11 protein-coding genes are annotated in these 15982 nt (G+C 73.6%); 4 read left to right on the forward strand and 7 right to left on the reverse strand.

Annotated elements, in window-relative coordinates; translation table 11 throughout:
- The first annotated feature begins 95 nt into the window (after positions 1-95).
- A complete protein-coding gene (locus ABD811_RS34910) occupies positions 96-1502 on the forward strand; it encodes a sulfatase-like hydrolase/transferase (RefSeq protein ID WP_344956309.1) in 1407 nt (468 codons plus the stop codon).
- Between the two features lie 76 nt (positions 1503-1578).
- Here the strand turns inward: ABD811_RS34910 and ABD811_RS34915 are convergent, their stop codons facing one another.
- The gene (locus ABD811_RS34915) at positions 1579-3978 is read right to left on the reverse strand and encodes a HelD family protein (RefSeq protein WP_344956311.1); all 2400 of its coding nucleotides are present in this window, start codon (positions 3976-3978) and stop codon (positions 1579-1581) included.
- A gap of 409 nt (positions 3979-4387) precedes the next feature.
- Between ABD811_RS34915 and ABD811_RS34920 the strand changes: the two genes are divergently transcribed.
- The gene (locus ABD811_RS34920; protein ID WP_344956313.1) at positions 4388-5617 is read left to right on the forward strand and encodes a sensor histidine kinase; all 1230 of its coding nucleotides are present in this window, start codon (positions 4388-4390) and stop codon (positions 5615-5617) included.
- Between the two features lie 579 nt (positions 5618-6196).
- Positions 6197-7885: an alkaline phosphatase D family protein gene (locus ABD811_RS34925; RefSeq protein WP_344956314.1), complete on the forward strand. Its 1689-nt coding sequence runs from the start codon at positions 6197-6199 to the stop codon at positions 7883-7885.
- A 91-nt stretch (positions 7886-7976) separates the two neighbouring features.
- Here the strand turns inward: ABD811_RS34925 and ABD811_RS34930 are convergent, their stop codons facing one another.
- The 6 genes from ABD811_RS34930 to ABD811_RS34955 form a co-directional block, all read right to left on the reverse strand.
- On the reverse strand, positions 7977-9068 hold the full coding sequence (locus tag ABD811_RS34930) for an ATP-dependent DNA ligase (RefSeq protein WP_344956316.1): 1092 nt from the start codon (positions 9066-9068) through the stop codon (positions 7977-7979).
- Positions 9069-9246: 178 nt separating this feature from the next.
- Positions 9247-10032: a pyrimidine reductase family protein gene (locus ABD811_RS34935; protein ID WP_344956318.1), complete on the reverse strand. Its 786-nt coding sequence runs from the start codon at positions 10030-10032 to the stop codon at positions 9247-9249.
- A 26-nt stretch (positions 10033-10058) separates the two neighbouring features.
- Positions 10059-12170, reverse strand: a complete 2112-nt coding sequence (glgX, locus tag ABD811_RS34940) for a glycogen debranching protein GlgX (RefSeq protein ID WP_344956464.1) — start codon at positions 12168-12170, stop codon at positions 10059-10061.
- A gap of 128 nt (positions 12171-12298) precedes the next feature.
- On the reverse strand, positions 12299-12826 hold the full coding sequence (locus ABD811_RS34945) for a GNAT family N-acetyltransferase (protein WP_344956320.1): 528 nt from the start codon (positions 12824-12826) through the stop codon (positions 12299-12301).
- A 33-nt stretch (positions 12827-12859) separates the two neighbouring features.
- Complete coding sequence (locus ABD811_RS34950; protein WP_344956322.1) at positions 12860-13447, reverse strand: DUF4262 domain-containing protein; 588 nt, start codon at positions 13445-13447, stop codon at positions 12860-12862.
- A 19-nt stretch (positions 13448-13466) separates the two neighbouring features.
- Positions 13467-15092: an acyl-CoA dehydrogenase family protein gene (locus ABD811_RS34955; RefSeq protein ID WP_344956323.1), complete on the reverse strand. Its 1626-nt coding sequence runs from the start codon at positions 15090-15092 to the stop codon at positions 13467-13469.
- Positions 15093-15327: 235 nt separating this feature from the next.
- Here ABD811_RS34955 and ABD811_RS34960 point away from each other — a divergent pair, with 235 nt between their 5' ends.
- The gene (locus ABD811_RS34960; RefSeq protein WP_344956325.1) at positions 15328-15948 is read left to right on the forward strand and encodes a DUF1707 SHOCT-like domain-containing protein; all 621 of its coding nucleotides are present in this window, start codon (positions 15328-15330) and stop codon (positions 15946-15948) included.
- Positions 15949-15982: the final 34 nt, after the last annotated feature.

Genomic DNA, 15982 nt, shown 5'->3' on the forward strand with positions numbered 1-15982 from the left:
CATCGGTCGGTGATCGACCCGACATTGCGGGCGATGATCCCAATTCCCTACTATTCGACCAAATTTAATCGAAATAGTAGGGAATGGTGGTCCGGGTGGCGGCGGAGCGGATCGGCAGACGGGGCGTCACGGCGGCGCTCGGGACGGTGGCGGCGGGCACGGTCGCCGGGACGGTGCTGGGCGAGGGCGGCGCGCGGGCGGACGCGGACGAGCGGCCCTTCCGCGCCGACCCGCGCGCCGCGGGCACCGGCCGGCCGAACTTCCTGATCATCATCGGCGACGACCTGGGCTGGGCCGACCTGGGCTGCTACGGGGCGCCGCGGATCCGCACGCCCAACCTGGACCGGCTCGCCCGGGAGGGCGTGCGGTTCACCGACGCCTACTCGGCCGCCGCCGTCTGCTCGCCCACCCGGTTCGCCCTCTACACCGGCCGCTATCCGGGACGGCTGCGCGGCGGGCTGGAGGAGCCGATCGCCCGGCCCGACGAGCTGCACGGCATCCCGCCCGGCCACCCCACCCTCGCCTCGCTGCTGCGCGGCGCCGGGTACGCCACCGCCATGTTCGGCAAGTGGCACTGCGGCTTCCTGCCCTGGTACAGCCCCCTCAAGTCGGGCTGGGACACCTTCTTCGGCAACCTGTCCGGCGCCGTCGACTACTACTCCAAGATCTCCAGCACCGGGGCCGACCTGTACGAGGGGGAGGTCCCGGCCGAGTCCCTGGAGTACTACACCGACGTCATCGCCGACCGCGCCGCCGGCTTCGTCCGCGACCACCGGGACCGGCCGTGGCTGCTCAACCTCAACTTCACCGCGCCGCACTGGCCGTGGGAGGCGCCCGGCGACCGCGCCGTCAGCGCGGAGATCACCGCCCGGGTGAAGGCGGGCGACGGGCGGGCGCTCCGGCACGCCGACGGCGGCTCGCTCGCCACCTACACCAAGATGGTGGAGGCCCTGGACGCCGCCGTCGGCCGGGTGCTGCGGGCGCTGCGCGACAGCGGCCGGGAACGCGACACGTTCGTGCTGTTCACCAGCGACAACGGTGGGGAGCGGTGGTCGTACCAGTGGCCGCTGTCGGGCGCCAAGGGCGGGCTGAACGAGGGCGGCATCCGGGTGCCGAACATCCTGCGCTGGCCCGCCCGCATCCGTTCCCGCCAGGTCAGCCACGTCCCGGTGATCACACACGACTGGACGGCGACGATCCTGGAGGCCGCCGGGATCCGGCCCGCCGCGAGCCACCCGCTGGACGGGCACAGCCTCGTTCCCTACCTGCTCAAGGGCGCGCCGCCGCCCGAACGCGACCTGTTCTGGCGGACGCGCGCCGAGGGCGCGGTGCGCCGCGGCCGGTGGAAGTACCTGCGCCGCCAGGACGGCGAGACGCTGCACGACCTGGCCGCCGACCCGCGCGAGCAGGCCGACCTCGCCGCACGGCATCCCGACGTCCTGCGGGCCCTGCGCGGCCGGTGGCAGGAGATCGACAGGGAACTGCTGCCGTACGAGGGGTGAGCGGCGCGTCCGCGGCGTGCGCCGGTGCGGCGGGCATGCCGCGGACGCGGGTCCCGGCGGGAGCCCGGGGGAGAGTTCAGCGGGACGCCAGCCGCGCCAGCATCGGCGGCAGGTCGCCGTCGTGCACCACGGTCAGCCGCCGGGTCGCCCGGGTGATCGCCACGTACAGGTCCTGGCCGCCGCGCGGCGACTGCGCCACGATCCCCGCCGGGTCCACGACGACCACCGCGTCGAACTCCAGGCCCTTGGCCTCCTCGCAGGTCAGCACGACCACGGGGGAGTCCAGCGCCTCCGGCGTCGCCCCCGCGGGCGCGTCCGGCAGCGCCGCCCGCGCGACGGCGTGCCGCGCCGCCGAGGTGATCACCGCGAGCCGTCCCTCGGTGCCGGCGGCGATCTCGCCGAGCTCCGCCTCCACCAGCGCCCGCAGCCGCGTCGCCGTCTCCTCGCCGGGGACGCGGACGGCGACCGGCGGCGGGCCGTCGTCGCGGACCGCCCGCGGCGCCGACTGGTCGGGCGCCACCGCCGCCAGCACGTCCTCGGCCACCCGCATGATCGCCGCCGGGGTGCGGTAGTTGACCAGCAGCCGCTGCTCCCGCCAGCCGTCGGTGACGTACCGGTCGAGCATCTGCTCCCACGAGCGCGCGCCCGCCGGGCTGCCGGTCTGCGCGATGTCGCCCACCACCGTCAGGGACCGCGTCGGGATCCGGCGCATCACCGTCCGCCAGGCCATCTCCGACAGCTCCTGCGCCTCGTCCACGATCACGTGCCCGTAGACCCAGGTGCGGTCGGCGGCGGCCCGCTCGGCGGTGGTCCGCGGCGGCCCGTCGTCGTGGTGCCGGCCGGCCAGCAGGCCCGCGTCCAGGCCCTCGACCTCCGTCAGCCCGGTCACCTGGATCACCTCCCGCGCGTACAGCTCCTCCTCGGCGCGTTCGGCCGCGGCGGCGCGGGCGCGGGCCCGGCCCGCCCGGTCGTCCTCGCCGAGCAGCTCGGCCGCCTCGTCCAGCAGCGGCACGTCCGAGATCGTCCACGGGCCGCCCGGCGGGCGCACCAGCAGGTCGCACTCGGCCTCCTCCAGGCCCGCCGCCGCCCCGGCCCTGCCGACCGCCGCGCGGTCGGCGAACAGCTCCTCCAGCAGGCGGCCCGGCGTCAGCTCCGGCCACAGCCCGTCCAGCGCCGCCCGCACCGCCGGATCGTGCCACAGCGCCTCCTTGGCCAGCCGCAGGTCCGCCTCGTCCAGCAGCGGCTCGTCGGCGCTCTCGGCGATCAGCTCCTGGAGCCATTCGGGCAGGCCCCCGTCGCGCGCCATCTGCTCCAGGGGCTCGTCGGTCATGCGGTCGTACTGCTCGGCGCGGTTCAGCGCGAGCGCCTCCAGCATCTCGTGCAGGAACAGCCTGCGCTGCACGTTGTGCGGGGCGCGCAGCGCGCGGGCACGGTCGCGGACGCGCAGGCACGTCTCGTGGTCGACGCGCAGCGTCAGCCCGTCCGACTCCACCTCCAGGTCGCCGTCGGGAACGCGCTGGCGGTCCCGTACGGCGGCCTCCACCAGGCCCGCCATCCGCAGCCCGCCCTTGAGCACGGCGACCTCGGGCGTCTCGGCGGCGGTGGCGCGCACCCCGGGGAACAGCTCGCCGACCGTCGCCAGCGCCACGTCCGTCTCGCCGAGCCCCGGCAGCACCTGCTCGATGTACCGCAGGAACGTGGCGTTCGGCCCCACCACCAGCACGCCCCGCCGCTCCAGCACGTCCCGGTGGGTGTAGAGCAGGTACGCGGCGCGGTGCAGCGCGGCGACCGTCTTGCCGGTGCCCGGGCCGCCCTGGACGACCAGGATCCCCGGCAGGCCCGCGCGGATCACCTGGTCCTGCTCCTCCTGGATGGTGGCGACCACGTCGCTCATCCGGCCCGTGCGGCCGCGGCGCAGCGTGGCCAGCAGCGCCGCCTCGCCGACCAGGGTGCTCCGGTCGTCCTCGCTGAGCCCGTCCAGGTCGAACACCTCGTCGTCGATGCCCACCACCGTGCGGCCACGCAGGTGCAGGTGACGGCGGCGGGCCAGCGTGCCGGGCGAGCCCGGCGTCGCGGTGTAGAAGGGACGCGCCGCGGGGGCGCGCCAGTCGATCAGGAGCGGCTCGCGGTTCTCGTCGCGCAGCCCGATCCGGCCGATGTAGAACGTGTCGCCCGGTTCGCCGTCCCCGTCCGGACGGTGGTCGACGCGGCCGAAGCACAGCCCGCGCTCCACCGCGTTGAGCCGGGACAGCCGCCGGGCCCGCTCCCCGGCGACGACCGTCCGCTCCACCTGCGCCGAGAACGCGCTGCCGCCGCCCTCGCCCGGCCCGGCCCGCAGCGCCGCCTCGGCCTCGGCGCGCTCCTCGTCGAGCCTGTCGTACACCCGCGTCACGTACTCCTGCTCGGCCCGCACGGCGGCGTGCCGCACGTCCTCGTCCGCACCGTCCCCCGATTTCTCGCGCCCGGGGGTTGACACGGCTTGAGGGGTTGCGTCTTGACGGGTAGCCATGGAGCCGGTACACTCCTATTCATAGGATTGGTGTGTTGTGTCTGCCATGCGCAGCAGACCCTATCATCCAATCCGTATTCCGTCTTCTGTTTCTTTCCCGCCACCCCGCCGGCCCTTCTCGCGTGCTCCGATCGTCTGGAGCGCCGCACGCCCGCGCGTGCGGCAGAGCCCGGCGCGAGGTCGCACCGGCCTGATGGTCGGGCCGCCCGGGTCGCCACAGGTGGATACACCCTGGTCAGGGGCTTTCGGTGTCGCAATAGTGTGTTTTGGGCCACCCGGATCGGGGGATCGTGCTTTCCGGGAAACCCGGGGTCAGGCGGTCGTCCGCGGACTGCGGAGCCGCCTGCCGTCGCCCTCAAGGACCCGGAGCCGTGCGATGGCGGAGATAGATTTCGCGCAGGTGTTCGAGGCGTCCCCGGTCGCCGCGGCGGTGCTGTCGCCCGACCTGGAGTACGTCGTGGTGAACCGCGCCTACGAGCGAATGCTGGGACGCAGCCGCGACCAGCTGATCGGCCGGCGCATCCTCGAGCTGTTCCCCGGCGGGCCCGCGGGCCACGGCTGCGCGGAACTGCGGGCCTCGCTGGACCGGGTGGTGGCCGACGGCGAGGTCGACGTCATGGCGCTGCAGCGCTACGACGTGGAGGTCCCCGGACGGCCGGGGACGTTCGAGGAGCGCTACTGGAACGCCGTCAACGCCCCGATACAGGACCCGGACGGAAAGGTCGCCGGCGTCATCATCCGGCTGGAGGAGGTCACCGCCTTCGTCGATCAGCTCCGGCGGGCCAGTGAGCCCGGTACCGGCTCACCCGCCGAGCGCAGGGGGCTGGTCGAGGCCGAGATATTCGCGCGGACCCGCGAACTCCAGCAGATCAACCAGCGGCTGCGCCACGCCCGGGCCAAGGAACGCCAGACCGCCGACAGGCTGCGGCAGGCGGTGGAGCAGCAGCGCCAGGCCATCAGCGACACCTCCCACGATCTGCGTGCGCCGATCACCGGCCTGCTGACCCGGCTGGAGGAGGCCTTCTCCGACCCGGAGGCCGATCTGCGCCAGATCCTGCACGCGGCGCGTCACGACGCCGAGCGGCTCGGCGGCATCGTCTCCGACCTGCTGGAACTCGCCCAGCTCGACGCGGGCGTGCCGGTCTCGACCGAGCCGGTCGACCTGGCCGGTGTGGTCCAGGCCGAGCTGGCCCTGCGCAGGCCCGCCTTCGCCATCACGACCCGGCTGGCACCGGGCGTCGTCGTGGACGGCTCGCCCATCCGCCTGGCCCGCCTGCTGAGCAACCTGATGACCAACGCCGAACGCCACGCCCGCAGCAGGATCGAGGTGTCGGTCACGACCGAAGGCGACCGGGCCGTCCTGGAGGTCGTCGACGACGGAACCGGGATCCCGCCCGGCGAACGCGAAAAGGTCTTCGACCGCTTCTACCGCCGCCGCGACGCCCGCGACCGCGACCCGTCGGGCACGGGTCTGGGCCTGCCGATCGCCCGCCAGATCGCCCAGGCCCACGGCGGCACGCTGGGAATGGCCGAGGACCCCAGCTGCGGAACCCGCATGGTCCTCTCCCTGCCGCTGCACGCGTCACCAGAGCACACCGGCGGCTGACCCTGCGCACGGGAAGAACGCGGGCAAGCCGCCCCCGGTCACCTCGCCGTACCGTGCCTTGGCCGACTGCTCCGGTTCCCGCACGTCACCTGGGAGGACGTCCAACCCGAATCAGGGGGCTCGGCGGACCGCGTGCGGCGCGTCTGCCCCCGCTGTGCCGCGGCGATGGGGCGCCGACCCGGTCAGCGCCGCTGGACTCGCCTGTCCCCTCGCCCCTGACCGGCACCGGCAGGGCAGTCCGGGCGACGGCAGCCGGGGATGGCCGGAGCGGGAAGCCGTCGGCCGACGCGATCACATTGCGTCACGGGGGGAGTACTTGGTGTTCGGAAGGGTATCCCGATGCGGGGGTGATCAGCCGGCTCACGTGGTCTGACGTGCGTTCTGGCGCGGGAATGGGGGCGTTCTCGGGGCGGTGGCGAGCGGATCGCGGACGCCGTGCGGCGCCGCCGGGATTCTCATGGCGGACGTGAATCGATCGTTCTTGTTGGGTGGGCCGTCACCCCTCTACAACCCCCCGGCCATCGGCCGTGGTGAAGCTGTCCGCCGATTGATGTCGGACATCTCCCGAAAGGGCACCTCATGGCCGCTGCCGCGCACCCGCTCAACCGGAGATCCTTCCTCGTCACCACGGGTGTGGCCGTCGGCACCGCCGCGGCGCTGCCCGCGATCGCCGGACCGGCGGAGGCCGCCGCGCGGCGGCGTCCCGGGAAACTGACCACCGACCCGTTCACCCTGGGCGTCGCCTCGGGCGACCCCGACCACGACGGCTTCGTGCTGTGGACGCGGCTGGCCCTGGAGCCGCTGGCCGAGGACGGCCTCGGCGGCATGCCGGCGCTGAACGTTCCGGTGGAGTGGCAGGTCGCCTCCGACCCGCGGTTCCGCAAGATCGAACGGCGGGGGGTCGCCATCGCGCGGCCCGAGTCGGCGCACAGCGTGCACGTCGAGCTCAACGGCCTCAGGCCCGACCGCGACTACTGGTACCGGTTCCGCGCCGCCGGGTACGTGTCGCCGGTCGGACGGGCCCGCACCGCGCCCCGCCCCGACGCCTTCGGGCCCGCGCTGGCCATGGCGTTCGTGTCGTGCTCGCAGTACGAGCACGGCTACTTCACCGCCTACGGGCGGCTGGCCGAGGAGCACCCCGACCTGGTCCTGCACCTGGGCGACTACCAGTACGAGTACCGGGCGGACGTCTACACCGTCCCCGGCGGCAACGTCCGCGACCACGAGGGGCCCGAGACCGTCACGCTGGCGAACTACCGGCAGCGGCACGCCCAGTACAAGTCCGACCCCGACCTGCAGGCCGCGCACGCCGCCGCCCCGTGGCTGGTGGTGTTCGACGACCACGAGGTCGAGAACAACTGGGCCGGACCGGTGCCCGAGGCCGGCTCCGACACGCCCGACCCCGACGAGTTCATGCGGCGGCGCGCCGCGGCGTTCCAGGCGTACTACGAGAACATGCCGCTGCGCCGCGCGTCGGTGCCGAACGGCCCGAACATCCAGATCTACCGGCGCGTCCGGTGGGGGCGCCTGGCCAACTTCCACATGCTCGACACCCGGCAGTTCCGCGACGACCAGGCCTGCGGCGACGGCTACAAGGAGTGCGCCGCCGCGTCCGACCCGTCCCGGTCGATCACCGGGCCCCGGCAGGAGCAGTGGCTGCTCGACGGGTTCCGCCGCTCCACCGCGCGCTGGGACGTCATCGGCCAGCAGGTGTTCTTCGCCCAGCGCGACAACAACGCCGGCCCGGCCAAGGTGACCAGCATGGACGCCTGGGACGGCTACGTGGCCTCCCGCGGCCGCATCACCCAGGGCTGGATTGACGCCAAGGTGCGCAACCCCGTCGTGCTCACCGGCGACGTGCACGCCCACTGGGCCAGCGAGCTGAAGGTCGACTACGACGACCCCGCCTCGAAGACGGTCGGGGCCGAGCTGGTCTGCTCGTCGATCACCAGCGGCGGGGACGGCGCCGACTCCGACCCGGCCGCCCACCCCTTCCTGAAGATCAACCCGCATCTGAAGTTCTACAACAACCAGCGCGGCTACGTGATGACGCGCATCGGCAAGGACGAGCTGCGCGCCGACTTCAAGACGGTGCCGACCGTGCGGACCCGTGACGCCCAGGCCTCCACCAAGGCGACCTTCGTCATCGAGGACCGCGTCCCCGGCCTGAACCAGACCTACCTGCGTCCGTACGTCAGCGGCATGGAGGCGCGCGCCAAGCGCGACCTGGTCGACGAGACGGTGCGCAACGAGACCCAGCGCCCGTAGCCCCTTCCAGGGGGCGCCCCCCGAGGGACAGAGCAATGAGCGGTGTGCCCATGCTTCACTGTGGGCACACCGCTCCCGGCGTCCGGGGACGTCACCCGTCGGCGCGGGGCGCGTCGGCCCCTCCGCTGAGGATGTTGTCCAGGTCGTAGGCGACGGGGATCTCCAGCTGCTCGTAGGTGCACGAGCCGGGGGCGCGGTCGGTGCGCCAGCGGCGGAAGCGGGCCGTGTGGCGGAACCGGTCGCCCTCCATGCCGTCGTAGGCGACCTCCACCACCAGCTCCGGGCGCAGCGCCACCCAGGACAGGTCCTTCTTGCCGGTCCAGCGGGAGACCGCGCCGGGCATGCGGTCGACCGTCGCCTCGGTCTGCCGGGCCCAGCCCTCCCACGGGTGGCCGGACAGGTCGGTCATCCGGTACGGCTCCAGCTCGTGCACGAGCTCGGCCCGGCGCTTCATCGGGAAGGAGGCCGACACGCCGACGTGCTGCAGCGCCCCCCGGTCGTTGTAGAGACCGAGCAGGAGCGACCCGACGATCGGCCCGGACTTGTGCCAGCGGAAGCCCGCCACCACGCAGTCCGCGGTCCGCTCGTGCTTGATCTTGAACATGGCGCGCTTGTCGGGCTGGTAGGTGATGTCGACGGGCTTGGCGATCACGCCGTCGAGCCCGGCGCCCTCGAACTCGTCGAACCAGCGCAGCGCCAGGTCGTAGGAGTCGGAGGCGGGCGTGACGTGAATGCTCGGCCCGGCGCCGGCCAGGGCCTCCACCAGGCGCCGGCGCCGCTCGCCCAGCGGCGTCTCCAGCAGCGACTCGTCGCCGAGCGCCAGCAGGTCGAAGGCGACGAACGAGGCCGGGGTCTGCTCGGCCAGCAGGTTGATGCGCGAGGCGGCCGGGTGGATGCGCTGCTGCAGGGCGTCGAAGTCCAGCCGGGTGCCGCGGCGCATGACGATCTCGCCGTCCACCACGCAGCGTTCGGGCAGCTCCCGCCGCACCGCCTCGACCAGCTCGGGGAAGTAGCGGGTCAGCGGCCGCTCGCCGCGGCTGGACAGTTCCACCTCGTCGCCGTCGCGGAACACCACGCAGCGGAAGCCGTCCCATTTGGGCTCGTACAGCAGATCGCCCTTGGGCATGGTCTTGACGGCCTTGGCGAGCATCGGCGACAGGGGCGGGCTGATGGGCAGGTCCATGCCCCCATCTTGGCCTTGACCTGTGACAAAACAGGGAAACGGACCGGAAAGCCTTCGCGCTGACCTGCCGGTCATGCGCCGTCTGCCGCCCCAGCCCACCCGCCCCGATCGTGGTGGTCAGCCGCTCGGCGTCGCCCACCACACGCCGCTGCGAGGACCAGGGCGTGCTGTTCCTGCGCTACCCCCTGCGGACGTAGCGCAGGAACAGGAAGTCCTCGTCGTCCTGGTAGGCCGCGGCCAGGCGCAGCCGGGGCGGGACGGGCACCGCCGGGCCGTTGAGGATCCGGAAGGCGCCGCCCGACAGCAGCATGGGGCTGACCGTCAGGCACATCTCGTCCAGCACCCCGGTCGCCACGACCTGCGCCAGCACCCGCGGGCCGCCCTCGCACAGCAGCCGCTCGTGGCCGCGCGCCACCAGCTCGGCGACGGCGGCGGCGAAGTCGAGCCGGTCCTCGCCCGCGACGATCACCTCGGCGCGTTCGGCGGCGGCGCGCACGCGCCCCGGCGGCGCGGTGCGCGTCGTCAGCAGGATGGTGCGGGCCGCCGGGTCGGCGTCGGTGAAGACGGGGGCGTCCAGGTCCAGGTCGAGACGGCGCGACACGATCGCCAGCGGCGGCACGGGGGGACGGTCGGCGCGCAGCTTCTCCCAGCCGCCGGGGCCGGGGCGGACCGGCCCGTAGCCCTCGGCGCGGACCGTGCCCGCGCCGACGATCACCACGTCGGCCAGGCCGCGCAGCAGGGACAGCAGCCTGCGGTCGGTCTCGTTGCCGAGCCCGCCGGCGCGGTCGTCGCGGGCGGCCGCGCCGTCCACGCTGGCGATCATGTTGGCCCGCAGCCAGGGCCCGCCCGGGGGATAGGCGTAGGCGTCGGCCAGCCGGACCGGGTCACCGGCGGCCGCGAGGGGGCGCAACGCCAGATCGGCGTCGGTCGTCTGCTCCACGTCGTTCTGAGGGGACTCGTGCATAGCCCGAGGCTACGCGGGGCCGCGCCTCACGACAGACGGCGCAGGACGATCAGCGCGCGGCTCGGCACGTCCAGCTGGTCGCGCGCCTTGACCCGGGGCCGCTCGCCGACCGTGCGCCAGTCGGCGGTGTCCAGCGTGAACTCCCAGCGCTCCCCGTAGGCCGCGCCGGGCAGGGTGAACTCCACCGGTTCGGAGTGCGCGTTGATCAGCAGCAGGAACGAGTCGTCGCGGACGGGGCGGCCGCGCGGGTCCGGCTCGGTGATGGCGTCGCCGTTGAGGAAGACGCCCAGCGACTTGGCGAACCCCGCGGCCCAGTCGTCGCCGGTCATGGCGTCGCCGGAGGGGGTCAGCCAGGCGATGTCGGCGGGCTGCTCGGCGCCGGGCGCCGCGCCCCGGAAGAACCGCCGCCGCCGGAACACCGGGTGGTCGTGCCGCAGCCGCGACAGCGTGCGCACGAACTCCAGCAGGTCGCCCGTGCCGTCGGCGTCGTCCCAGCGCACCCAGGTCAGCTCGTTGTCCTGGCAGTAGGCGTTGTTGTTGCCGTGCTGGGTGCGGCCCAGCTCGTCGCCGTGCGACAGCATCGGCACGCCCTGCGACAGGAACAGCGTGGCCAGGAAGTTGCGGCGCTGCCGGGCCCGCAGGTCGAGGATCTCGGGGTCGGTGGTGGGGCCCTCGTAGCCGCAGTTCCAGGACCGGTTGTCGTCGGTGCCGTCCCGGTTGGCCTCGCCGTTGGCGTCGTTGTGCTTGACGTTGTAGGCGACCAGGTCGGCCAGGGTGAAGCCGTCGTGGCAGGTCACGAAGTTGATCGAGGCGAAGGGGCGGCGGGCGCTGTTCTCGTACAGGTCGCTGGAGCCGGTCAGCCGGGAGGCGAACTCGGGCATGCTGCCGGGCTGCCCGCGCCAGAAGTCGCGCATCGTGTCGCGGTACTTGCCGTTCCACTCGGTCCACAGCGGCGGGAAGTTGCCGACCTGGTAGCCGCCCTCGCCCACGTCCCACGGCTCGGCGATCAGCTTGACCTGGGAGACCACCGGGTCCTGCTGCACCAGGTCGAAGAACGCCGCCAGCCGGTCCACGTCGTGCAGCTCGCGGGCCAGCGCCGAGGCCAGGTCGAAGCGGAACCCGTCGACGTGCATCTCCGTCACCCAGTACCGCAGCGAGTCCATGATCAGCTGCAGGGCGTGCGGGCTGCGCACGTTCAGCGAGTTGCCGCAGCCGGTGTAGTCGAGGTGGTAGCGCTTGTCGTCGTCGCGCAGCCGGTAGTAGGCGGCGTTGTCGATGCCTCGGAACGACAGCGTCGGACCCAGGTGGTCGCCCTCGGCGGTGTGGTTGTAGACGACGTCGAGGATCACCTCGATGCCCGCCTCGTGCAGCGCCCGCACCATCGCCTTGAACTCCAGCACCTGCTCGCCGGCCTGCCCCGCGGAGCTGTAGGCGTTGTGCGGCGCCAGGAACCCGATGGTGTTGTAGCCCCAGTAGTTGGTCAGGCCGCGCGCGACCAGGGCGTGCTCGGGGATGAACTGGTGCACCGGCATGAGCTCCACGGCGGTGACGCCCAGGTCCTTCAGGTGGTCGATCATGACGGGGTGGGCCAGGCCCGCGTACGTGCCGCGCTGCTCCCGCGGGATCCCCGGGTGCAGCCGGGTCAGGCCCTTGACGTGCGCCTCGTAGATCAGCGTCTCGTGGTAGGGCACGCGCGGCGGACGGTCGTCGCCCCAGTCGAAGAACGGGTTGATCACCACGTTCTTCGGCATGTAGGGGGCGCTGTCGTCGTCGTTGACCGTGTCGGGGTCGGCGAACCGGTAGGAGAACAGCGACTCGTGCCAGCGCACCTCGCCCTCCACGGCCTTGCCGTACGGGTCGAGCAGCAGCTTGGCGGGGTTGCACCGGTGGCCGTGCTCGGGCTCGTACGGCCCGTGCACCCGGTACCCGTAGCGCTGCCCGGGGCCCACGCCCGGCAGGTAGGCGTGCCAGACGAACCCGTCCACCTCCGGCAGTTCGTGGCGGGTCTCGCGGCCCGCCGCGTCGAACAGGCACAGCTCCACCCGGTGCGCGACCTCGGAGAAGAGCGCGAAGTTGGTCCCCGTGCCGTCCCACGTGGCGCCCAGCGGGTACGGCTCCCCGGGCCAGACCTCCCGCATCGTCCTCCGCTCCTCGGTGTCGGCGTGGTTGACAGGCATCCGAATTCTCCCTTACCCGCGCCGGTCGTATGACCCCCGCGCGGAGATCGAGTCGTGACCGCCCGGATGCCTGCCCGCGCGCGGCGGAGTCATGTGGGGCCGGTGGTGCGTGAGCGCCAGACGGTCTCGCCGGTGGACGTCTCGGGGGTGGGGTGGAGGCCGAGACGGCGGGCGACGGTGGCGGAGGCGACGTTGTCCGGATGGATGGAGGCGGTGATCTCGGTGACGCCGTGCGCGGCGAGCCAGCCGACCATGGCGCGGGCGGCCTCGGTGGCGAAGCCGAAGCCCTGGTAGGGCATGCCGATCACCCAGGCGACGGCGGCCTCCCGGCCGCGCGGGCCGGGCCGGACGGTGGCCTGGACGTAACCGACCGCGCGCCGGTCGCGGCGCCGCCGGACGACCCAGTTCAGCCAGGACTCCTGGTGGAACGGGGCGGGCCCGGCCACCAGGCGGGCGTAGCGGACGCGCAGCTCGGCGGCGGTCAGGGGCCGCCCGCCGATGTAGCGGTGCAGCCTGGGGTCGGCGAGCGCCTCGGCCATCTCCTCGGCGTGGTGGACGGCCAGCGGCTCCAGCAGCAGACGGGAGGTCCGAAGGGACTCGGTGAGCGGACCGAACACCCGTCGAGCCTATGCCCGCCCCGGACGAACCGGTCACAGATGGCGTGTCCAGGCGCCCGGCGGATGCTGGCGGGGGGTGAGCCACAGCCACGGCTGGGAGCGGCGAAAGGGCAGGTCGGTGCCGGGCTGCCAGGGGAACAGCCCGTCTGGATTCGGCCAGGCGGCCTGCAGGATCGGCAGCGGCGGACGCCGGTAGAACGCCACCGCGCCGCCGAACATCGCCTGGTACCAGCCGGGGTCCACGGCGCGGAACGCGGCGGGCAGGCCGCGCAGCACGTCGTCGCGGCGCTCGCCGTCGGCGACCGGGCGGCCCGCGGCGACCTGCCGGCCCAGCGTGTTGAGGGCCTCCTCCATCTCGTACACGTCGCCGCCGAACATGCCCAGCTCGGGGGAGCGGTGGCTGTGCCACAGCCCGATCGTGTACGCCCAGCCCGGGCCCTGCTCGTCCGCCCCGACGAGCACCACGCTCCACCCGTACTCGGTGATGTGCACGATGGTCCGCAGCTCGAAGTTGTCCAGGCGGTCGCGATCGCCGTAGTCGTGGCAGATGATGCAGTGGCACTGGGGCGGCCCGGCGGACATGGCCCACAGCTTACGGTCGGACGCCGACGCGGTCGCCACGCCCGTTCCTCCCCGCGGCTCAGGCCGTCCGGGCGCGGTCGATGATCGGGGCGAGGTCGAGGCCGGGCGGCAGGGTGCCGAAGGCCGACCCCCAGTCGCCGTCCAGGCGGGTGGCGCAGAAGGCGTCGGCGACGGCCGGATGGCCGTGCCGGACCAGCAGGGACGCCTGCAGGACGAGGGCGAGGCGCTCGACGACGCGGCGGGCGCGGATCTCGATCGTGGCCAGGTCGGCCAGGGACTCCTTGACCTGCTTGACCGCCGTGTCCAGCCGGGAGTCGGCGCCGGCCGCCAGGTCCAGCTCGGCGAAGAACGCCTCCACCGTCTGCGGCTCCCTGGCCATGGCGCGCAGCACGTCCAGCGCCGCGACGTTGCCGGAGCCCTCCCAGATGGAGTTCAGCGGCGACTCGCGGAACAGGCGGGGCATGCCCGACTCCTCCACGTAGCCGTTGCCGCCCAGGCACTCCAGCGCCTCGGCGGCGTGGACGGGCCAGCGCTTGCACACCCAGTACTTGCCGACGGCCAGGGCGAGGCGCTTGAACGCCGTCTCGGCCTCGTCGCCGCGCACCGAGCGGTCGGTCGCCCCGGCCAGGCGGAGCATGAGCACCGTGGCGGCCTCGGACTCCACGGCCAGGTCGGCCAGCACGTTGCGCATCAGCGGCTGGTCGATCAGGGCGCGGCCGAACGCCCGGCGGTGGACGGCGTGGTGGACGGCCGTGACGGTGCCGTGCCGCATGCCCGCGGCGGCGCCGACCACGCAGTCCAGCCGGGTCATGTTGACCATCTCGATGATCGTCCGCACGCCGCGGCCGCCCTCGCCGACCTGCCAGGCCAGCGCCCCGTCGTACTCGATCTCGGCGGAGGCGTTGGAGCGGTTGCCCAGCTTGTCCTTCAGCCGCATCAGCCGCAGCGGGTTGAGCGTCCCGTCGGGCAGCACGCGCGGCACCAGGTAGCAGGTCAGCCCGTCCGGGCCCTGCGCGAGGGTGAGGAACACGTCGCACATGGGCGCGCTGGTGAACCACTTGTGCCCGGTCAGGCGGAACGCTCCGTCCGGTCCGGGCACGGCGCGGGTGGTGTTGGCGCGCACGTCCGAGCCGCCCTGCTTCTCGGTCATGGACATGCCCGCCAGCAGGCCCGTCTTGGTGAGCGGGGCGCGCAGGCCGAAGTCGTAGTCGCGGGCCGTCAGCAGCGGCTCGTAGGCGGCGGCCAGCTCGGGGCTCTGCCGCAGCGCGGGCACGGACGCGTAGGTCATGCTGATCGGGCAGCCGTGCCCGGCGTCCACCCGCCACACGTAGAACCCGGCGGCCCGCGCCACGTGCGCGCCGGGACGGTCGTCGGCCCAGGGCGCGGCGTGCAGGCCGTGCGACACCGCGACGCGCATCAGCTCGTGCCAGGCCGGGTGGAACTCCACCTCGTCGATGCGGTGCCCGTAGCGGTCGTGGGTGCGCAGGACGGGCGGGTGCTCGTTGGCCAGCCGGCCCCACTCCTGCGCCTGCTCGGTGCCCGCCAGGCGGCCCAGCTCGTGGATCCGGTCGGCCGCCCACCCGGCGCCCTCGCGCGCCAGCCCGTCCAGCAGGGCGGGGTCGTCGGCCACGTCGTGACCGACGTGCGGGGGGACCTGGTTGAGCACCTCGTGGGTCGGGGGCATCGCATACCGCCTTTCACCGTGCCGTCCCCAGTACAGTACCGAATCTTGTTCGGCAAGGAGGGCGGAAGATGATCGTCCGCCGGTCCTCCTTGAGGGCGGGGAAAACTCGTCCGGGCGGCGGAGGGTACGACGGGCGATGTCACGTAACGTCTGACACATGGCCGACTCCACCCCGCAGCAGAGTTCGCGCCAGGCGCCGACGTCCCGCCCGGACCGAAGACAGGCACCGGCGCGCGTGTCGGACGCCGAGCGCGAGGCCGCCGTCGAGCGGCTGCGCGTCGCCTCCGTGGAGGGCCGGCTGACCTTCGCGGAGCTGACCGAGCGCACCGAGAAGGCGTACCTGGCCGTCACCCGCGCGGACCTGGAGGGGATCACCGCCGACCTGCCCGCGATGGGCGCGCCCGGGGCGGACCCCGCGCTGCCCGCGCCGCGCCGCTTCCACGCCTTCATGGGCGACTGCGACGAGCGGATCTCCGGCCGCATCAGCGACGCGCTGGAGGCCCACGCGGTGATGGGCGACGTCGTGCTCGACCTGCGGGAGGCGCAGGTCCCCACCGGCCAGGTGGAGGTCTGCGTCACCGCCGTGATGGGGGACGTGCGGATCATCGTGCCGGACGGCGTGCGGGTCGAGCTGACCGGCTACGCGGTCATGGGCGACCGCGAGGTCGCCGTGCGGGAGGTGCCGCCCGGCCTGCAGGTGCCGGTCGTGCGGGTGCGGGCCAAGGCCGTCATGGGCGACATCAAGATCGTCGACGACGAGCACCACGCTCCGGTGCGCCGCGCCCTGGCGTCCTGGTGGCAGGAGCGCCGCTCCCGGGGCGGAGGGCACGGCCCCGGAGCCGGCCCCGACGGCTGACGGCCCTCCCGCCGTCGCCGGGGCGGTCGCCGCC

It is taken from the genome of Actinomadura miaoliensis (assembly GCF_039536785.1).
GTDB lineage: Bacteria > Actinomycetota > Actinomycetes > Streptosporangiales > Streptosporangiaceae > Spirillospora > Spirillospora miaoliensis.